The sequence below is a fragment of the Chromobacterium amazonense genome (genome assembly GCF_001855565.1).
GTDB classification, from domain to species: Bacteria; Pseudomonadota; Gammaproteobacteria; order Burkholderiales; family Chromobacteriaceae; genus Chromobacterium; species Chromobacterium amazonense.
The window spans coordinates 21,254-40,413 of record NZ_MKCR01000013.1 but is presented as its reverse complement, the minus strand read 5'-3'; the positions used below and the strand labels follow the sequence as shown (position 1 = coordinate 40,413).

18 protein-coding genes are annotated in these 19,160 nt (G+C 62.3%); 7 read left to right on the top strand and 11 right to left on the bottom strand.

Annotated elements, in window-relative coordinates; genetic code table 11:
- Positions 1-22 precede the first annotated feature (22 nt).
- The 5 genes from BI343_RS08195 to BI343_RS08175 all read right to left on the bottom strand — a co-directional run bounded on the left by BI343_RS08195 (position 23) and on the right by BI343_RS08175 (position 5,291).
- Positions 23-370 (bottom strand): RidA family protein, encoded by a 348-nt coding sequence (locus BI343_RS08195; protein WP_043624316.1) that lies wholly within the window; start codon positions 368-370, stop codon positions 23-25.
- A 52-nt stretch (positions 371-422) separates the two neighbouring features.
- Positions 423-1,565, bottom strand: a complete 1,143-nt coding sequence (locus BI343_RS08190) for a trans-sulfuration enzyme family protein (RefSeq protein WP_071109335.1) — start codon at positions 1,563-1,565, stop codon at positions 423-425.
- A 61-nt stretch (positions 1,566-1,626) separates the two neighbouring features.
- Positions 1,627-2,997 carry a pyridoxal-phosphate dependent enzyme gene (locus BI343_RS08185; protein WP_071109334.1) on the bottom strand — a complete coding sequence of 457 codons (1,371 nt, stop codon included), beginning with the start codon at positions 2,995-2,997 and terminating at the stop codon, positions 1,627-1,629.
- Between the two features lie 108 nt (positions 2,998-3,105).
- Positions 3,106-3,942: a class I SAM-dependent methyltransferase gene (locus BI343_RS08180; protein ID WP_043624323.1), complete on the bottom strand. Its 837-nt coding sequence runs from the start codon at positions 3,940-3,942 to the stop codon at positions 3,106-3,108.
- Between the two features lie 167 nt (positions 3,943-4,109).
- Positions 4,110-5,291: a DesA family fatty acid desaturase gene (locus BI343_RS08175; RefSeq protein ID WP_071109333.1), complete on the bottom strand. Its 1,182-nt coding sequence runs from the start codon at positions 5,289-5,291 to the stop codon at positions 4,110-4,112.
- 160 nt (positions 5,292-5,451) lie between these two features.
- Here BI343_RS08175 and BI343_RS08170 point away from each other — a divergent pair, with 160 nt between their 5' ends.
- The gene (locus BI343_RS08170; RefSeq protein WP_244886599.1) at positions 5,452-7,038 is read left to right on the top strand and encodes a YdgA family protein; all 1,587 of its coding nucleotides are present in this window, start codon (positions 5,452-5,454) and stop codon (positions 7,036-7,038) included.
- 67 nt (positions 7,039-7,105) lie between these two features.
- Here the strand turns inward: BI343_RS08170 and bfr are convergent, their stop codons facing one another.
- Positions 7,106-7,582, bottom strand: a complete 477-nt coding sequence (gene bfr / locus BI343_RS08165) for a bacterioferritin (RefSeq protein ID WP_043624334.1) — start codon at positions 7,580-7,582, stop codon at positions 7,106-7,108.
- Between the two features lie 105 nt (positions 7,583-7,687).
- The gene (locus tag BI343_RS08160; RefSeq protein ID WP_071109331.1) at positions 7,688-7,888 is read right to left on the bottom strand and encodes a (2Fe-2S)-binding protein; all 201 of its coding nucleotides are present in this window, start codon (positions 7,886-7,888) and stop codon (positions 7,688-7,690) included.
- A 63-nt stretch (positions 7,889-7,951) separates the two neighbouring features.
- Here BI343_RS08160 and BI343_RS08155 point away from each other — a divergent pair, with 63 nt between their 5' ends.
- Genes BI343_RS08155 through mnmA form a run of 3 tightly spaced genes read left to right on the top strand, consistent with a single transcriptional unit; the run spans position 7,952 to position 10,109 of the window.
- Complete coding sequence (locus BI343_RS08155) at positions 7,952-8,419, top strand: NUDIX hydrolase (RefSeq protein ID WP_071109330.1); 468 nt, start codon at positions 7,952-7,954, stop codon at positions 8,417-8,419.
- A gap of 20 nt (positions 8,420-8,439) precedes the next feature.
- Positions 8,440-9,036, top strand: coding sequence for a hypothetical protein (locus tag BI343_RS08150; protein WP_071109329.1), 597 nt, complete (start codon positions 8,440-8,442; stop codon positions 9,034-9,036).
- The gene (gene mnmA, locus BI343_RS08145) at positions 9,033-10,109 is read left to right on the top strand and encodes a tRNA 2-thiouridine(34) synthase MnmA (RefSeq protein WP_043624339.1); all 1,077 of its coding nucleotides are present in this window, start codon (positions 9,033-9,035) and stop codon (positions 10,107-10,109) included. The genes BI343_RS08150 and mnmA overlap by 4 nt, the downstream gene beginning before the upstream one ends.
- A gap of 79 nt (positions 10,110-10,188) precedes the next feature.
- Here mnmA and fnr read toward each other — a convergent pair whose 3' ends face one another.
- Positions 10,189-10,935, bottom strand: coding sequence for a fumarate/nitrate reduction transcriptional regulator Fnr (gene fnr / locus BI343_RS08140; RefSeq protein WP_043624341.1), 747 nt, complete (start codon positions 10,933-10,935; stop codon positions 10,189-10,191).
- Between the two features lie 106 nt (positions 10,936-11,041).
- On the opposite strand from fnr, the gene hemN reads away from it, so the two are divergent.
- Complete coding sequence (gene hemN, locus BI343_RS08135; protein WP_071109328.1) at positions 11,042-12,448, top strand: oxygen-independent coproporphyrinogen III oxidase; 1,407 nt, start codon at positions 11,042-11,044, stop codon at positions 12,446-12,448.
- A gap of 279 nt (positions 12,449-12,727) precedes the next feature.
- The gene (locus tag BI343_RS19970) at positions 12,728-14,743 is read left to right on the top strand and encodes a methyl-accepting chemotaxis protein (protein ID WP_071109327.1); all 2,016 of its coding nucleotides are present in this window, start codon (positions 12,728-12,730) and stop codon (positions 14,741-14,743) included.
- On the opposite strand, the gene BI343_RS08125 is transcribed toward BI343_RS19970, so the two are convergent.
- On the bottom strand, positions 14,701-16,116 hold the full coding sequence (locus BI343_RS08125; protein ID WP_071109326.1) for an alanine/glycine:cation symporter family protein: 1,416 nt from the start codon (positions 16,114-16,116) through the stop codon (positions 14,701-14,703). The genes BI343_RS19970 and BI343_RS08125 overlap by 43 nt on opposite strands.
- 474 nt (positions 16,117-16,590) lie before the next feature.
- On the opposite strand from BI343_RS08125, the gene BI343_RS08120 reads away from it, so the two are divergent.
- Positions 16,591-17,319, top strand: a complete 729-nt coding sequence (locus BI343_RS08120; RefSeq protein ID WP_139165679.1) for a substrate-binding periplasmic protein — start codon at positions 16,591-16,593, stop codon at positions 17,317-17,319.
- Positions 17,320-17,325: 6 nt separating this feature from the next.
- On the opposite strand, the gene ugpQ is transcribed toward BI343_RS08120, so the two are convergent.
- Together ugpQ and BI343_RS08110 are read right to left on the bottom strand one after the other, a co-directional pair.
- Complete coding sequence (ugpQ, locus tag BI343_RS08115; protein ID WP_071109325.1) at positions 17,326-18,078, bottom strand: glycerophosphodiester phosphodiesterase; 753 nt, start codon at positions 18,076-18,078, stop codon at positions 17,326-17,328.
- Positions 18,041-19,153, bottom strand: a complete 1,113-nt coding sequence (locus tag BI343_RS08110) for a sn-glycerol-3-phosphate import ATP-binding protein UgpC (RefSeq protein WP_071109324.1) — start codon at positions 19,151-19,153, stop codon at positions 18,041-18,043. The genes ugpQ and BI343_RS08110 overlap by 38 nt, the downstream gene beginning before the upstream one ends.
- Positions 19,154-19,160 lie beyond the last annotated feature (7 nt).

Sequence of the window (19,160 nt, the reverse complement as noted above, 5' to 3'; positions counted from 1 at the left end):
GCTTGGTCCAAATCAGGTGCGATCAGCGCGCGGCGACCAGTTTGATCTCGACCTTCCACGCCGGATTGGCCAGCTTGGCCTCCACCGTGGCGCGGGCGGGCACATGGCCGGCCGGCACCCAGGCGTCCCAGGCGGCGTTCATCGCGTCGTAATCGGCCAGGCTGGCCAGGAAGATGGTGACGTCGACGATCTTGGTCTTGTCCGAATCCAGTTCCGCCAGCAGGGCGTCGATCTGAGCCAGCACATTCTCGGTCTGGGCGCGCGCGTCGGCCTCGGTGTTTTCCGGCACTTGGCCAGCCAGAAAGATCAGGCCATTGCTGACCACGGCCTCGGCCAGGCGGGCGCCCTGCTTGTGACGGTAGATGCTCATATCGTTCTCCATATGCGGTGGGTTATCGCCGTCGATTCTAGCGGCAAAGCGCTCAGCTGTCCCGCTGGGCCTGCGCCAGATCGGCGATCAGCGCCGCCTCGCCCTCCACGCCCACCGACAGCCGGATCAGGTTGTCGTGGATGCCCAGCGCGGCGCGGCGCTCAGCCGGAATCGACGCGTGCGTCATCGCGGCCGGCAGGCAGACCAGGCTCTCGACGCCGCCCAGGCTTTCCGCCAGCGTGAACAGTTTCAGCCGCGACAGGAAGACTTTCACATCGCCCTTCAAATAGAACGACACGATGCCGCCGTAACCTTGCATCTGACTGCGCGCCAGCTCATGCTGCGGATGGCTCTCCAGCCCCGGATACAGCACCTGCTCCACCCACGGCTGCGCCTCCAGCCAGCGCGCGATGGCCAGCGCATTGCGGTTGTGCTGCTCCACGCGCAGCGCCAGCGTGCGCAAGCCGCGCAGCACCAGGAAGCTGGGAAAGGCGTCCAGAATGGCGCCGACGGCGTTGTGCAGGAAGGCCAGTTGCTCGGCCAGCTCGGGCTTGTCGCGGCTGACCACCGCTACGCCGGCCACCACGTCGGAATGGCCGTTCAGATACTTGGTGGCGGAATGGACGACGATGTCGAAGCCGAAGTCCAGCGGCCGCTGGTTGACCGGCGAGGCGAAGGTATTGTCGACCACGCCGATCAGCCCATGGCTGCGCGCGATGGCGGCAACCGCGGCCAGATCCACCAGCTGGTTCAGCGGATTGGACGGCGTTTCCACCCATATCATCTTGGTATTCGGGCGGATGGCGGCCTGCAGCGCGGCGCTGTCGGCGGAAGCCACGTAGGTCACCTCCAGATTGGCGCTGAGCTTGCGCACCTTCTCGAACAGACGATAGGTTCCGCCGTACAGGTCGTTGACCGCGATCAGGTGGCTGCCGGCCGGCAGCAGCTCCAGCACGGTGGAAATGGCGGCGAGGCCGGAACCGAAAGCGTAGCCGCGCAGGCCGCCTTCCAGCTCCGCCACGGCGCGCTCCAGCGCCTCGCGCGTCGGGTTCTGCGAACGCGAGTATTCATAGCCGGTGTGCTCGCCCGGCGCGCTCTGGCGATAGGTGGAGGTGGCGTAGATGGGCGGCATCACCGCGCCGAAAGCGTCTTCATGGGCGCCGGCGGTCACGGCCAGAGTGTGGAAATCGGTCATGTTTTCAATCCTCTCTCAAAATCATGCGCCCCGGCGCAATCGGCCAGGGCGGGAAATCGGCTTAAGCGGCGCGCGGCTGGCGGCGCCAGAACGACAGCAGGTCGGCCTGGGTGATCAACCCCAGGTAGCGGCCCTTGTCGACGATCAACGCGATGTGGCCGTCGTTGAACACCTGCAGCAGATCCTGCAAGGAGGCCTGCGGCGACAGCGTGCGCACATGGCTGCTCATCGCCGTGGCCACGGTCTGGCGGAAGTTTTCCGGCTCGCCGTGCACCGACAGCAGCAAGTCCCATTCGTCCAGCACGCCGACTACCTTGTCGTCATCCAACACCGGCATCTGCGACACATCGTGCAGGCGCATGCGCTGGTAGGCGACGTTGAGCGGCTCGTCCGGATGGCAAGACACCGTGCTGCCGTCCTGGTGGCGGCGGACGATCAGATCGGTCAGGCCGCCCAGCTCGGGCAGGCGCAACATGCCCTGGTCCACCAGCCAGTCGCGGTTGTACATCTTGGACAGGTACTTGTTGCCGCTGTCGCACACCAGCGTCACCACCCGCTTGGGCTCGGTTTGCTCGCGGCAATAGCGCAAGGCCGCCGCCAGCAAGGCCCCGGACGAGGAGCCGGCCAGGATGCCCTCGGCTCGCAGCAGCCGCTGCGCGGTGTCGAAGCTTTCCTGATCGCTGACGCGGAAGGCGCGCTTCACCATCGACAGATCGGTCTGCGGCGGGATGAAGTCTTCGCCTATGCCTTCGATCAGCCAGCTGCCGGCCTGGCCGTAGCTGCCGGTTTCGACATAGTCCGCCAGCACCGAACCCACCGGATCGGCCAGCACGAAGGCGGTATCGGGAGAGCGGGCGCGGAAGAAGCGGGTCAGGCCGGTCAGCGTGCCGCTGGAGCCGACCCCGACCACCACCGCGTCCACCTTGCCGTCCAACTGGCGCCAGATTTCCGGGCCGGTCGTGGTTTCGTGCGCCAGCGGGTTGGCCGGATTGTTGAATTGGTCGATGTAGTAGGCGCCGGGCGTTTCGCTGGCGATGCGCGCCGCCAGGTCCTGGTAATACTCCGGATGGCCCTTGCCGACGTCGGAGCGGGTCAGCACCACCTGGGCGCCCAGCGCCTGCAGATGCAGAATCTTCTCCCGGCTCATTTTGTCCGGCACCACCAGCGTCAGCGGGTAGCCCTTCTGCGCGGCCACCAGCGCGAGGCCCAGGCCGGTATTGCCGGCGGTGGCCTCGATGATGGCCCCGCCCGGTTTCAACTTGCCGTCCCGCTCGGCGGCCTCGATCATGGTCAAGGCGATCCGATCCTTGATCGAGCCGCCCGGGTTCTGGCTTTCCAGCTTCAGGTACAACTCGCAGGGGCCGGTATCCAGATGGCTTACCTTCACCAGCGGGGTATTGCCGATCAGCGACAAAACCGACATATCTTTCATCTCAATACTCCAGGCTATTTTGAAATTACTTTTAGTAATTTTTAGTTATATAAAAAGCAAAAAATTTTCTACTTCTTCGCCATCTTGCTACCCAGGTATAGCAAGGCTTTACACCACCGCGCTGGCTTGCATGAAACTGTAGAAAAACACCAGCTCCGGGTCGCTGCGCAGTTGACGCAGTTCGCGCGTCATTTCGTCGACCAGTTGCGCGTCCACACGGCCCGATTCGATCAGTTGATCCGCCGCCGACAGCAGCAGCTCGGTCCAATAGTCCAGCACCAACTGGCGGCGGTGCGGCTCGCGGCTGTCCAGATGCCAGGTCTTGACCCGCGTTTCGACATCGCGGAAACCCAGCCGCAGCAGCATATTGCCCAGCTTGGCGCCGACGAAGGGATCGCCGCCGACTGCCAGCTGATGGTCGTTGAAGGCCAGCCAGTATTGCTGCAGCCGCGCCGAATACGGCGCCATGAAGAAAGTGGCGTTCATCGCCTCGGTGGCGTACAAGCGGGCGCCAGGCTTGAGCACGCGCCGCGCTTCGGCCAATACCCGCTCCGGCGCATGCACGTGCTCCAGAATCCAGCACAGAAAAGCGCCGTCGAAGCTGGCCGGGGCGAAATCCATGTCTTCCGCGTCCATGTGCAGCAACGTGGCGCGTTCCTGGTACGGACTCCCCTGCAGCCTTTGCCGCGCCACCGCCAGCTGGCGTTGGCTGAAGTCGATGCCGGTTATGTTCAGGTCCGGAAAGCGGCGCAGCAGGATTTCCGTTTGCGCGCCGACTCCGCAACCGACCTCCAGCAGCCGGCCGCCGCCGGAAAAGTCGACGTCGCGGTACACCATGGACTCGAAAAATCGGGCCTGGCGCACCAGTCGCGCCTGTTCAGTGGCGGAAAAGCCATGGATGTACGGCTGATCCTGCGGCGCTTCCGCCAGTTGCAATGCACTCATCGATGACCTCGCTCGGATAAGCAACAGGCTCACATTATATTTCCATAAGCTATTTAGAAAACAAATTTTATTGGAAATTTGAATATAAAAAAAAACTCTAACCGCGCGCCGCGCAAGAAAAAACCCGCATCGGCTCGATGCGGGTTTGATCGTGGCGACCGCTGGGATCAGGCCAACGCGGTCTGCCTCAGGTTCTGCGAGAAACGCTGCAGCGCGGCGATGCCGGAGGCCTCGGCGCGGCTGCACCAGTCCTGCAACTCCTGCAGCAATTGTTCGCGGCTCAGGCTGGAGCGCTCCCACAGACGCGTCAGCTCCTGCCGCATCGTGTAGATGGTGGCCAATACCTGGCTTTGCTCCAGAATCTTGGCCAGTTGCGCGCGCTCGGCTTCCGGAATGTCCTTCTCGTCCTGTTTCAGCCATACCTTCATCTTGCGCTTCAAGTTGACCTGAGGCAGCTCAGGCAGGCTCAGCTTGGCCAGCTCCGCGCGGTATTCCGCCTTCAGCTCGCGCGCGTAGCGGGAGGCGATGGCGTAGCGGTTGGCGATGATGGCCTGCAGATGCTCCAGATCCAGCTGCGGCCGCGACGGATCCCGCGCCAGCTGCGGCGCCACCTTACGCACCGTGGCCAGCTTCAGGCTCGCCAGGATGCGGATGTACATCCAGCCGATGTCGAACTCGTACCACTTGTACGACAGCTTGGCCGAGGTGCCGAAGGTGTGGTGGTTGTTGTGCAGCTCTTCGCCGCCGACCAGGATGCCCCAAGGCACCAGATTGGTGGACGCGTCTTCGTTCTCGAAATTGCGATAGCCCCAGAAGTGGCCCAGGCCATTGATGACGCCGGCGGCCCAGAACGGGATCCATACCATCTGCACCGCCCAGATGGTCAGACCCAGCGGCCCGAACAGGATCAGGTCGATGATCAGCATCAGCACGATGCCCTTGGCGTTGTGGCGGCTGTAGACGTTGCGCTCCAGCCAGTCGTCCGGCGTGCCGTGGCCGAACTTGTCCATGATGGACTGGTCCTTGCAGGCGGCGCGGTACAGCTCGGCGCCTTCCCACAGCACTTTCTTGATGCCCAGCACCTGCGGGCTGTGCGGATCTTCCTGCGTCTCGCAGCGGGCATGATGCTTGCGGTGGATGGCCGCCCATTGCTTGGTGACCATGCCGGTAGTGAGCCACAGCCAGAAACGGAAAAAATGGCTGGCGACGGGATGCAGATCCAATGCGCGGTGCGCCTGGTGGCGATGCAGGAAAATGGTGACGGAGGCAATGGTGATGTGGGTCAGGATCAGGGCGGCAACGATATAGCCCCACCACGGAAGGTCCAGCAGACCGTTGAGCCAGTTCATGTCTTCAATCAATCCAATTACTTAGAGGTAAAGCTCTATTCTATAACACAGCCGACGCCGCTGTCAGAGCGTTTTTCCCGCATGCACCGCCGAAAACACCATGCAAACCGCTGTTGGTGTACCATAGAGCCTCATTTCACCCTAGTTCAGAAAAATACTAGTGTTGCCAAAACGTCAGCTGATCATTGCCGGCGCCGCCATCGGCGGCCTGTTTGTCCTGTACGCGGGTTCCAGCTATTGGGCCGGCGTCAAGGCCGAAGACACCTTGCAGGAGCAATACCGGATGCTTGCCGGTGTGCCGCTGTTCAAGGTCAAATCGCACAGTTACGAACGCGGCTGGTTCTCGTCCTCCGAGACCACCGAACTGGTGTTCAACCGCCATCTGTCCGGCCCTTACGAAAACATGCTGCCGGATAATATGAAGCCGTTGCTGAACGCCACGATCAAGTTCACCAACCATATCCAGCATGGTCCGCTGCCAGGCTTGGGTTCGTTCGACTTCCGCCCGGGGCGCGCGCTGGTGCGCACCGAGTTCGCGATGAGCGACGCCACCCGCAAGACGCTGAAGACCTTCTTCGGCGACAAGGAGCCGATCACCATCGTCAACCGCATCGGCTTTGGCGGCGGCGGCCTGCTTGACGTCAGCGTGCCGGCCTTCGACTACGAAGAAGCGCTGTCCGGCGTGAAAATGAAGTGGAAGGGCTTCGACCTCAAGGTCGACTATTCGCACAACTACCAGGACTACAAAACCGAGGCGCTGTCGCCGGGCTTCCTGCTGGAAGCGTCCAGCAAGGGCGGCGTGTCGTTCGACGGCGTGCATTACGCCTCCGACATGCGCTTGGGCGGCACCGGCGTCAAGCTGGGCACCAGCGAGCTGACCATAGGCAATGTGCAGCTGACCTCGCACGAAAGCGTGCCCTACAGCATCAAGCTCAACGAGCTGATCTACCTGATGACGCGCGTCCGCGTCGGCGAGTTCGTCAACCCGTCCGGCGAGTTCAAGCCGTCGTCGGTGGTGTTGAAGAATTTCAGCTACCAGATCGTCACCAGCGAGCAGGACGACTTCGTCAATACGCGCGGCAAGGTCAACTTTGCCGAGCTGAACATCAGCGACCATCGCTACGGCCCGCTGCGCCTCGACGTGTCGGCCAACCACCTGCACGGCCCGACGCTGGTCAAGCTGGACAAGGCGATCAGCGCGATTCCGTTTGAAGGCGTGGACCCGGCGGTGCTGCGCAAGCAATACGTCGACACCATCAAGAAGAACGCGGTGCCGCTCTTGGAAAACAATCCCAAGCTGCTGATCAACGAGTTCTACCTGAAAATGCCGACCGGCGAAGCCAAGCTGCAAGGCAGCCTGGGCATCAACGGGCTGACCCCGGCGGACCTGAACGACATCACGCTGCTGGCCAAGCGCATCGAGGCGGAAGCCAAGCTGAGCCTGCCGCGGCAGACCCTGGAAGACCTGGTGCTGACCCAGGCCCGCAATCTGTTCACGGTGGACCACACGGCGGAAGAGCAGCCGAATATGAAGGAAGTGGAAGACCTGGCGCGCAGCCTGCTGGACAGCCAGTTGTCGCAATGGAAGAACGACGGCTACCTGGTGGAGGACAAGGGGCAGATCTCCACCGATCTGAGCTACAACGCGCAGGGCCTGACCATCCTTCAGAAGAAAGTGCCGCTGCCCTGGCAGGATGAGCCTGCCGACGCTTCGGCGCCGGCGGCCGAGACCAAGGTCAAAAACTAAGGGCGCCATCCATGCAAAAGGGGCTGTCTCGCGACAGCCCCTTTTTTTCACCTCTACGCGCAATCGGTCAGGAGGCGTCTTCCATCTGGCTTTGCAGGTAGTTCTGCAAACCTACCTTCTCGATCAGGCCGAGCTGGGTCTCCAGCCAGTCCACATGCTCTTCCTCGCTTTCCAGGATGTCCTCCAGCAGATCGCGGCTGACGTAGTCCTGAGAGGTCTCACAGTAGGCGATGGCTTCGCGCAGCAGCGGCAAGGCATCCATCTCCAGCTTCAGGTCGCACTCCAGCATTTCCTTGGGATTCTCGCCGATATGCAACTTGCCCAGATCCTGCAGATTCGGCAGCCCTTCCAGAAACAGCACGCGCTCGATCAGCTTGTCGGCGTGCTTCATCTCGTCGATGGATTCTTCGTATTCGTGCTCGTTGAGTTTCTTCAGGCCCCAGTTCTTGTACATGCGGGCGTGCAGAAAATATTGATTGATGGCGGTGAGTTCGTTCTTGAGAATCTGGTTCAGGTATTTGATGACCTTCTTGTCGCCTTGCATGTCCTATCCTCCTGGGAAATCATCCAGGCATTATGGCACAGCAAGGCTTCATCTCAAGGCGCGATAGCGGCATGGCCGGCGAGAAATGCCGGCGGCGGGAGGAAATCAGGCGGCGTTGCGGGCCACCGAGCAGGAGGACAGCTCGGCCTGGGCGTCCTTGCGGATCTGATTGGCCATGCAAGCGCACTTGCCGCAATCGGAAGCGATGCCGAGCTCGCGGCGCAGGTCGCACATGCGCGTGGCGCCGCCATGCACCGCTTGGCGGATCTGGCTGTCAGTCACGGCGTTGCACAGGCAGACGTACATGGAAGCCCCCTCTGGCTTACAATCAATCAAGAATAGTTATCATCATCATAGAGACAAACAAGAATGATTGTCAATCACAACGATAGAGAATGGAAACCAAATACAACAGTCGCCGCCGTCATTGAGCGCGATGGGCGTTTTTTGATGGTCGAGGAGGAAACCGCGGACGGGCTGCGCCTCAATCAGCCGGCCGGTCATCTGGAGCGCGGCGAAACCCTGCGGCAGGCCGTCATCCGCGAAACGCGCGAAGAAAGCGGCTGGCATTTCACCCCGCGCGGCTTGGTCGGCGTTTACCTGGCGGACCGCGCCGGCAGCGACATCACCTATCTGCGCTTCGCCTTCGCCGGCGATGCCGCCGCGCCCGAAGGCGCCATCGCGCTGGATGAGGGCATCGTCGCCGTGCACTGGCTGACGCGCGAGGAGATCGCCGCCCAGTCCCAGCGGCTGCGCAGCCCGGTGGTGATGCAATGCATCGACGACTATCTTAATGGCATACTGCATCCGCTGGACCTGATACGCGACCTGCGCTGAGACCCTACCGGATACCGCCTATGATCAAAGCCCTGCTGGCCCTATTGCTCTTCTTCGCCCTGCCCCAGGCCTTCGCCGATGCGCTAAACATCTGTTATCATTACCGATGTTCCAGGCACGCCTCCTTCGAACTGTCCGCAGAGGAGCGTGATTGGCTGGCGGCGCGGCTATCCCAAGCCGATACGGCTCAAAACGAGCGCGAGGCGGTAGCAGACGCGGTTCAGGCCCTGTACTTCATCGCCGCGCGCGATATGCCGATCTGGCAGGACAAGGGCGGCAATTTCCATGACGGCCCGGCCGAAGGCCGGATGGATTGCGTGGACCACAGCAGCAACGTCACAACCTTTCTACGCTACCTGGATAGCCAGGGCTGGTTGAAATTCCACCATGCGGCGCCACCTGAATGGCGCGCGCCGTGGATACTGGATCTGCATTACACCGGCGTGCTGCACGACAACGCCGCCAATCAGGACTGGGCGGTGGACACTTGGTTCAAGGATTTCGGGGAACCGCCCGTGGTGGTTCCCCTTTCAGTTTGGATGACGGGTTACGAGCCGCCGGCCGTACCCGAGCCTGTCAAACAGGCAAGCAACAGCAAGGAAGGAAGCACCCCGTGACGGGTAAGAAACGCATCGTCGTCGGCATGTCCGGCGGCGTGGATTCGTCGGTAACGGCCTGGCTCTTGAAGCAGCAGGGCCATGAAGTGATCGGCGTGTTCATGCAAAACTGGGAAGACGACAACGACGACGAATACTGCTCCATCAAGCAGGACGCGCTGGACGCCATGAGCGTGGCCGACATCGTCGGCATCGACATGGAAATCGTCAATTTCGCCAAGGAATACAAGGACCGCGTCTTCTCGTACTTCCTGAAGGAATACTCGGCCGGCCGCACGCCGAATCCGGACGTGCTGTGCAATGCCGAGATCAAGTTCAAGGCCTTCCTCGACTACGCGATGGAACTCGGCGCCGACTGCATCGCCACCGGCCACTACGCGCGCAAGATGGAACAGGACGGCGTCCATTACCTGATGAAGGCGGTGGACCACACCAAGGACCAGAGCTACTTCCTGTACCGCTTGCAGCAGCATCAGCTGGCGAAAGCCATCTTCCCGCTGGGCGACATCAAGAAGACCGAAGTGCGCCAGCTGGCGGAGCAAGCCGGCCTGCCCACCGCCGCCAAGAAGGACTCCACCGGCATCTGCTTCATCGGCGAGCGGCCGTTCCGCGAGTTCCTGCAGCGCTATCTGCCCACCTCGCCCGGCCAGATGGTGACGCCGGACGGCAAGGTCGTGGGCGAGCACATCGGCCTGATGTACTACACGCTGGGCCAGCGCAAGGGTTTGACGATCGGCGGCAGCAAGGACGGCAACGGCGAGCCGTGGTTCGTCGCCGGCAAGGACATCCCGGGCAACAAGCTGATCGTGGTGCAAGGCCACGACCACCCGCTGCTGCTGAAGCCTGCGCTGTCCATGGCCGACCTGAGCTGGACGCTGCCGGACGCGCCGGCGCCAGGCGACTACAGCGCCAAGAACCGCTATCGCATGGCCGACGCCGCCTGCTCGCTGTCGCCCATCGTCGACGGCCAGGCCAGCCTGACCTTCCAGGAAAAGCAATGGGCCGTCACCCCAGGCCAATCCGCTGTGCTGTACCACGGCGACATATGTCTGGGCGGCGGCATCATCCAGTAATCCCTGGCGGCAGCCATCATCCGCGGGCATGAAAAAGGCAGGTCAATGACCTGCCTTTCGCTTTTCCATCGAGCCGGAATCAGTGGCCGTTGGCGTGGGAACAGCCGGAGATCAGGTTCTTCAGATCGTCCACTTTCACCAGCTGGATATGCTTGTGATCGACGGCGATCCAGCCCTGCTGCTGGAACTTGGACAGCGTGCGGCTGACAGTCTCCAGCTTCAGGCCGAGGAAGCTGCCGATCTCCTCGCGGCTCATGCGCAGGATGAAGTCGTTGGCGGCGAAGCCGCGGGTGGACAGACGCTGCGACAGGTTCAGCAGGAAGGCGGCAATGCGCTCCTCCGCCTTCATATTGCCCAGCAGCAGCATGACGTTCTGGTCGCGCACGATTTCGCGGCTCATCAGCCGGTAGAAATGGTGCTGCAGGCTGGGGATGTCACGGCTCAGCGTCTCCATGCGGCCAAACGGCAGCTCGCACACCTCGCTGTCCTCCAGCGCGATGGCGTCGCAGCTGTGGTTGCCGGTGGAAATGCCGTCCAGGCCCATCAGCTCGCCGGACATCTGGAAACCGGTGACTTGTTCGCGGCCGTCCTGGCTGGCGACGCAGGTTTTGAAGAAGCCGGTGCGCACGGCGAACAGCGACTTGAAAGACTCGCCGCTATGGAACAGGTACTCGCCTCGCTTCAGACGGCGACTCTGCCGAATCACCGTATCGAGCTGGCTCATCTCCTCGCGGTTGAGGCCAACCGGGAGGCACAGCTCGCGCAAACTACAGCTGGAGCAAGAGACTTTCAAACTATGCAGGGGTATGTGATTGTGTTCTGACATGCTGTATGGGCTGCAAGCCGGTAAAGGTTGACCCTTATCAATACTGAGTTCACGGGTTTTCCGCAAATTTACCAGTACACCAGAAGTTTTTCCATCAGAAAACGACATGAAAACCACCCATCCTTATTCTCCCGCTCATTTTGAGTTTGATCGCGAGCTGATCGAACGACTGGATGGCTCAGGGCCGCGGTACACATCGTACCCGACCGCGGATCGCTTTACATCCAATTTTTCCGAAAGCGACTATCTGCTCCGCTTGAAACAGCGCCGCATCGGCGCCAACCGCAAGCCCTTGTCGCTTTACGTACACATACCGTTTTGCAACACGGTCTGTTTCTACTGCGCTTGCAACAAGATCATCACCAAGGACAAAAGCAAGGCCGACATCTATCTGGACTATCTGGAGAAAGAAATCCGCCTGGTGGCCGAGCAGCTCGGCTGCCGTGAAAAAGTCATCCAGCTTCACTTTGGCGGCGGCACGCCCACCTTCCTGTCCGATGCCCAGCTTGAGCGATTGATGGGCATGCTTTCCACTCATTTTGAATTCATGTCAGATGGAGAATATTCCATAGAGATCGATCCGCGCAAGGTTTCGCGCGAAACGATGCGAAAACTGGCGCAATATGGCTTCAATCGCATCAGCGTCGGCGTGCAGGACTTCGAACCGGCCGTGCAGAAGGCGGTCAACCGCGTTCAAAGCGAAGAGGAAACCCGCGCCGTGATCGACGCCGGGCGCGCGGCCGGCATCCAGTCGGTCAGCCTGGACCTGATCTATGGCCTGCCGCTGCAAACGCGCGAATCGATGCTGCGCACCCTGGAAACCGCGCTGGCGCTCGACCCGGACCGGCTGGCGCTGTACAACTACGCCCACCTGCCGACGGTATTCATGCCGCAGCGCCGCATCCATGAGGCCGACCTGCCGCCTGCCGGCGTCAAGCTGGACATCCTGCAAGACGCGGTGAAGATGCTGACCAATGTCGGCTATGTGTTCATCGGCATGGATCATTTCGCCAAACCGGACGACGAGTTGGCCGTCGCCTTGCGCCAGGGCCGGCTGCAACGCAACTTCCAGGGCTATTCCACCCACGCCGACTGCGACATGCTCGGCTTCGGCGTGTCATCCATAGGCAAGATCGGCGCCTGTTACACGCAGAACGACAAGACGCTGGAAGGCTATTACGCCGCGCTGGATCAGAAAAAGCTGCCGGTGGTGCGCGGCCTGACGCTGGACAACGACGACGTGCTGCGCCGCACCATCATCCAGGGCCTGATGTGCCGCTTCTCGCTGTCAGTGGAGGCCATCGAGGAAATCTACGGCATCAATTTCGCCCAATACTTCACCGAAGAAATGCCGCAGATTCGGGTTTTCCAGCAGCAGGGCCTGCTGTCCTTCGACGGCGACTTCCTGATGGTGGAGCCCAAGGGCCGTTTCCTGATCCGCAATATCGCGATGATCTTTGACCGTCATCTGCGCGAACGGCAGACCCACGCCCGTTATTCCAAAACCATCTGATCTATCCCCCTCGCGCCTCTGGCGCGAGATTTCATGCCTGCGCGCCTTGCCCGGACACAAGCGGCAAGGCGCGCGCAGCCGGCCCCATCCAGTCGCCTCCTCTTCCACGGTCAGCGCCGCCCGATACTGTTTCCCGCGCGATAGCGGCACGTCTGTCAATCACTATGATTTAGACTTGTATTAAGCAATTCCACTTATACAGTTGAAGGGTAGAGAACTTCATTCCGCCACGTATTGCCCGCCGGCCTCCTGCGCGGGCAATACGAAAGGAGTATCGCCATGACCACCCCCATCGTCCGGCTGATGCAAGTCCTCAGCTATCCCAAGCGTTTTGCCGTCATCGGACTACTGTTCGCCTTCGCGCTGCTCTACTTGGTCTACGCCCTGTATCGAACCAATCAGGACAACATCGAGTCGACCAAAAAGGAAAAAATCGGCGTCGTCTATATGCAACCGCTAACCGCCTGCCTTGCCGCCGCGCAGCTGCAGCAAGAACTGGCGGTGCGCGCGGCGCTGGGCGACAGCCAGGCCCGCAGCAGCCTGAGCGATGCGACTCAGCAACTGCAGACCAAATGGCAGGCCTTGAAAACGGTCAACGATCAGATTGGCGGCACGCTGAACAGCGACAGCGCCTGGAAAGACACGCTTGCCGGCTGGAACGCTTTGCAGGCCGCCGGCAATGCTGCGCCTGCGCAGCAGATTGCCGCCTACGCCGCCTTCAACGACAAGCTGAACAACCTGATCGGCGCCATCAGCGACAATTCCAACCTGACGCTGGACCCGGACATCGATACCTATTATCTGATGGATGCCTCAACCTCCAAGCTGCCCACCTTGCTGATCCACCTGGGCGAAGCGCATGCCGTCGCCGCGCTGGCGGAGGCCAATCATCCGCTGGAACCCGGACAGCGGGACAGGCTGGTCGAACTGCGCCCGCTGATCGGAGAAGCCAGCGACGGCCTGGTCAGCGACGTCAGCAAGGCCTTCGCCTACAACGCAGGACTGAAAGCCGATCTTGCGCCCATGGGCGACAAGCTGGCCACCATCCTGAAACACCAAGGCCAGGGCATAGACGACGCCGTCGCCGGCAAGACCGGCGCCAGCGGGCTGAAGATCGCCGGCCATACCGCCGAAAACGTCCAGGCCATCTCGGCCTACATCTCCAACGGGCTGGCTAGGCTGAACGATCTATTGCAAGCCCGGATAGACCGCACCGCCCTGCAGCGCGACACCTATATCGGCATCAGCTTCGCCGCCATGCTGCTGGCCATCTTCCTGTTCCAGCAACTGTATCTGTCGATCACGCTGCAACTGGGCGGCGAGCCATTCTACGTGCAGGAAGTCGTCGAGCAGATCGCCTCCGGCCGGCTGGATACCCGCATCCAGTTGCGCGACAAGGACGAATCCAGCCTGCTCGCCACCATCCGCAGCATGCGCAATCAGTTGCGGGAAACCGTATCCCAACTGATCTCCACCGCCAATGAAGTCAACGGCGCTGCATCCCTGATGGCGCAGAGCGCGCAAAGCATCACCTCCAGCAGCTGCCAGCAAAACGAAGCCGCCGCCAACATGGCTGCCGCGATAGAGCAGCTAAGCACCAGTTTGTCGGTTTGCGCGGAACAATCGGAACAAGCGGATCGGCTCTCTACCGACGCCGTCCAAGAGTCCGGCGAGGGAGACAAGGTGATCGCCGCCACCTGCAGCAGCATGGACGGCATTGTGCGCGACGTGTCCACGGTGTCGGACACGATAGGCGAGCTGGGGAAACAGTCCGAATCCATCGTCGGGATCGTCGATGTGATCCGCGACGTGGCGGAGCAGACCAATCTATTGGCGCTGAATGCGGCGATCGAAGCAGCGCGAGCCGGCGAAATGGGACGCGGCTTTGCCGTGGTGGCGGACGAGGTGCGCAAGCTGGCCGAACGCACCGCGCTGTCCACCACCGAAATCAGCAACATCGTCAGCCAGATCCAGAGCACTGCGCAACGCGGCACGCAGAGCATGCAGGTGGGCATGCGCTCCATCATGGACGGCCAGCAGCGCGCGCGCGCGGCCGGCAACAGCATGAATGAAATACGTCTCCGCATCACCGACGTGCTGGCCAGCATCCATCAGATCACCGATTCGCTGCGCGAACAGAGCCACGCCAGCCAGACGCTGGCACTGAATGTGGAGCAGGTCTCAAAGATGTCCGAGCAGAACACGATGGCGGTCAAGGCCAGCGCCGAATCGAAAAGCCGGCGGGCTTTGGCTTACCAGATGCCCTTCTCCACCTTGTCGGCCAACTCGGGATAGCGGTCCGCCTTGAATTCCGGCACCGCCACGCCGGCCTTCAACTGGCGCTGGTAATCGCCGAGCACGATGAAGAAATAGCGCGACAACAGCAGGATGGCCGCCAGATTGATCAGCGCCATCAGGCCCATCGCCAGGTCGGCCATGTCCCACACCAGCGGCAAGCTAGCCAGCGCGCCGAACAGCACCATCGCCAGCACCAGAAAGCGGAAGGCCAGCAGGCCGCGCTTGCTATTGAGAATGAACTCGACATTGCCTTCGGCGTAGGCGTAATTGCCCAGGATGGACGTGAAAGCGAACAAAAACATCGCCACCGCCAGGAACGACACGCCGACCGGACCGAATTGCGATTCGATGGCCTTCTGGGTCAGCGCCACGCCGCTCAGGCCCTGGTCATGCACGCCGGACAGCAGAATGATGGCGGAGGTGGCGGTGCAGATCACCATGGTATCGATGAACACGCCGAACATCTGGATCGCGCCCTGGCTGGCCGGATGGCGCGACGCCGCCGTGGCCGCGGCATTGGGCGCCGAACCCATGCCCGCCTCATTGGAGAACAAGCCGCGCTTGATGCCCTGCATCATCGCCTGGCTCACCGCGTAACCGGCCGCGCCGCCGGCCGCTTGCTCCAGGCCCAGCGCGCTCTTGACGATGAGCACCACCAGACCGGGCAGTTCCGCCGCATGGATGGCCAGCACGTAGAAGGCCATCGCCAGGTAAATCAGCGCCATCACCGGCACCAGCCATTCGGCCACCCGCGCCACGGAACGGATGCCGCCGAAGATGATGGGCGCGGTCATCGCCGTCAGCGCCACCCCGACGAACAGCGGATGCCAGCCCCAGGCGCCGGTTGTGGCGGCGACGATGGAGTTGGCCTGCACCGCGTTGAACACCAGGCCGAAGGCCAGGATCAGGCACAGCGCGAACGCCACGCCCAGCCAGCGCTGGCCCAGGCCTCTCTGGATGTAGTAGGCCGGGCCGCCGCGGAAGGTTTCGTCATGGTGATTGGTCTTGAACAGCTGCGCCAGCGTCGATTCGACGAAGGCGCTGGACATGCCGAGCAAGGCGGTCAGCCACATCCAGAACACCGCGCCCGGCCCGCCGACGGCGATGGCGATGGCCACGCCGGCTATATTGCCGGTGCCCACGCGGCTGGCCAGCCCGGTGGCGAAGGCCTGGAACGGCGAAATATCGTTCTTGCTGCGGTGGCCGCCGCGGCCGCCCGTCATCTCCTGCCAACCGCGCCGGAACAGGCGCAGCTGCAACAGGCCGGAACGCAATGTGAAATACAGGCCGACCGCGATCAACAGCGCGATCAGTATCTTGCCCCACAACACATCGTTGACGGCATTGATCAGTGAATGAAACAACTCCATGGTTCTCCTTGGCGTTCTGAGCGTAAACCTTCCCGCAGCGGCAGTATGCGTCGCCGCGGGAATGGAAGGTTGGATGAATCCCGATCTGGCGCCGGGATAAGCACCTTGAGAACAGAAAGCAGATTCGGCGTCAGCCCCTGCCGATTGGCTTGCCGCAGCGCTGGCGGCAAAGTGGGCGAATCTAGCAAAAGACCTGGACAAATGGCAATAAAACAATTTTACATGCCGACATGCGCTGAATTCATTGCAACGGCAAATCGCTATATAAGAAGCGGCAAGGCCATTGCCACGTGGAGACGGCATGACGCGACATGCGATTGGCAAGGTGAAACCATCCTACAACAGCCATAGGGCCACGCCTGATCTGCATGGGCTTTTGCCAATCATTTTCAAGCAGATCAATTATTCAGCCTGAAGTAGATAAATGCTAATCTGAAAATGCGCGCGTGGCGGGCAATCGGAGCGGCAAGCAGCATGAAAGCGATAGGCTATTGGGTATTGGCGCTGTGGAGCCTCGCCTGTCTGGCGGGCGAACCGCCGTGGCGACTGGTCGCCGACGCCAGCTTCGAACCGTACAGCTACCAGGGACGGGACGGCAGCAGCGCGCAGGGGCTGGACGTGGAGCTGGTGAGCGCGGTGATGCGGGAAACCGGCACGCCGTTCCGCATCAGCCTGCTGCCCTGGGAGAGAGTCAAGCTGCAACTGGCGCAGAAGGAAGCCGTCGCCGGCTTCGTCTTCACCGGCACCGCCGAGCGCCGCGCCCAATATGAGCTGGTGGGGCCGCTGCGCACCGGACAAACCGTGTTCATCACGCTGGCGCAAAGCCGTCTTCGCTACTGGCGCGACCTTAGCGATCTCAAGCCCTATCTGATAGGCCAAGTGCACGGTTACAGCTACGAAACCGACTTCGACAAGGCGGACCTCGAACGCGACCAGCACGCCACCACGCCGCGCCAGCTGGTGTCGATGCTGCTGGCGGGACGGGTGGACGTGATCGTCGGCGACAAGACGCAGCTGCTGTACTTCATCCAGCAGCTGCAGGCGGAAAACCAGGTGCGGGTGCTGTCCAAGCCCTTGGTGGAAATGCCGCGCTACGTGGCCTTCGCCAAGGGCGACCCGCGCGCGCGGCAGTTCGAGGCCGCGCTGAGGAAATTACAGCAGAATGGCCAGCTGCAAGCCATCCAGCAACGCTGGTCGCCCTGAACGGCGCTAGCCGCGCGCCGGCAGCAGGTCCAGCCTGTCGGTGCACAAGCTGTCCACGCCCCAGGCCAGCAGCCGCTCGGCGTCAGCCGTATCGTTCACCGTGTAGCACAGCAGCTGGTAGCCGGCTTGCTTGATGTCGCCCGCCAGCGCCTCGGTCAGCGCATGGTGGTCGCAGTGCAGCGCCACGCAGTCCAGCTCGCGCAAAATCTCGCACCAGTTTGCCGGGATCTCCTCGCACAGGAAGGCGCGCGGCAGCACCGGCTCAGCCGCCTGGGCCGCGCGCAGCGCCTCGATCTCGAACGAGGACAACAAGGGCGGCACTGCCGCGCCGGCCCACAGCCGCGCCGCCTCTTGCGCCACCAGCCGGCCGGTTTCCTCGAAGCGGCCCGGACACGGCTTGATCTCGATGTTCAGCAGCATGTCCTGGCCGCGGCAGTAAGCCGCCACATTGGCCAGCGTCGGCAGCGCCTCGCCCGCGAACGCCGCCCCCTTCCAGCCGCCGGCGTCCAGCATCGACAGCTCGGCCATGGTTTTGAGCTTGGCCTCGCCCTGGCCGTTGCTGGTGCGGTCCACAGTGTCGTCGTGCAGCAGGAAGCAGACGTTGTCGGCCGACAGCTTCACGTCGCACTCCGCCGCGCGGTAGCCGTAGCGGATGCCCTCGCGGAAGCCGGCCAGGGTATTCTCCGGCGCCAGCGTGCCGCCGCCGCGGTGGGCGACGAGCTCAGGATACGGCCAGGACTGCTTCAGGTGCTGCGACATACTCGATTCTCCGTTGTGTTTGGGCGTCAAACAGGTGCAGCGCCTCCGGCCGCACCGTCAGTTCCAGCCGGCTGCCCGGCTGAGGCCGCTGGCCGTGGGCCAGCCGCGCCACCGCGTTTTGCCCGGCCATCAAGCCGTAGACGTAATTATCGGCGCCCAGCATCTCTATGCTGTCCACCCGCAGGCTCAGACTCAAGCCCGGCTCGCCGCCCAGGCGCAGGTGTTCGGGCCGGATGCCGACGCGCAACTTGCGTCCCGCCAGCTCACTCCTGGCCTGCGGCAAGGTCAAGGCCGAGCCATCGCCCAGCAGCAGGCGCTCGCCGCGCGGGTCGGCCTCGGCGTCCAGCAGGTTCATGCCCGGCGAGCCGATAAAGCTGGCGACAAAAGTGGAAGCCGGCCGGTCGTAGATCTCATCCGGCGCGCCGATCTGCTCGATATGGCCCTTGTTCAACACGATGACGCGGTCGGCCAGCGTCATCGCCTCCACCTGATCGTGGGTGACATACAGGCTGGTGGTGGACAGACGGCGGTGCAGTTGCTGGATCTCCAGCCGCATCTGGCCGCGCAGCTTGGCGTCCAGATTGGACAGCGGCTCGTCGAACAGGAACACCGCCGGCTCGCGCACGATGGCGCGGCCCATCGCAACGCGCTGGCGCTGGCCGCCGGACAGCTCGCGCGGCTTGCGTTCGAGCAGCGCCTCCAGCTCCAGCACCTTGGCCACGGCCAGCACCCGCTCCATGATGGCGGTCTTGGCCATGCCCTTGAGCTTGAGCGCGTAGCCCATGTTCTGCGCCACCGTCATGTGCGGATACAGGGCGTAGTTCTGGAACACCATGGCGATGTCGCGGTCCTTGGGCTCCAGCGGGTTGACCAGCCGCTCGCCGATGCGGATCTCGCCGTCCTCGGTGCTCTCCAGCCCGGCCACCATCCGCAGCAGCGTGGATTTGCCGCAGCCGGACGGGCCGACGATGACCACGAACTCGCCGTCGGCGATCTCCACCGAAATCTCTTCCAGCACCCGGCGCTCGGCGCCGGGATAGCGCTTGGCGATATTCTTCAGACTCAGTTTTGCCATTTGGCGC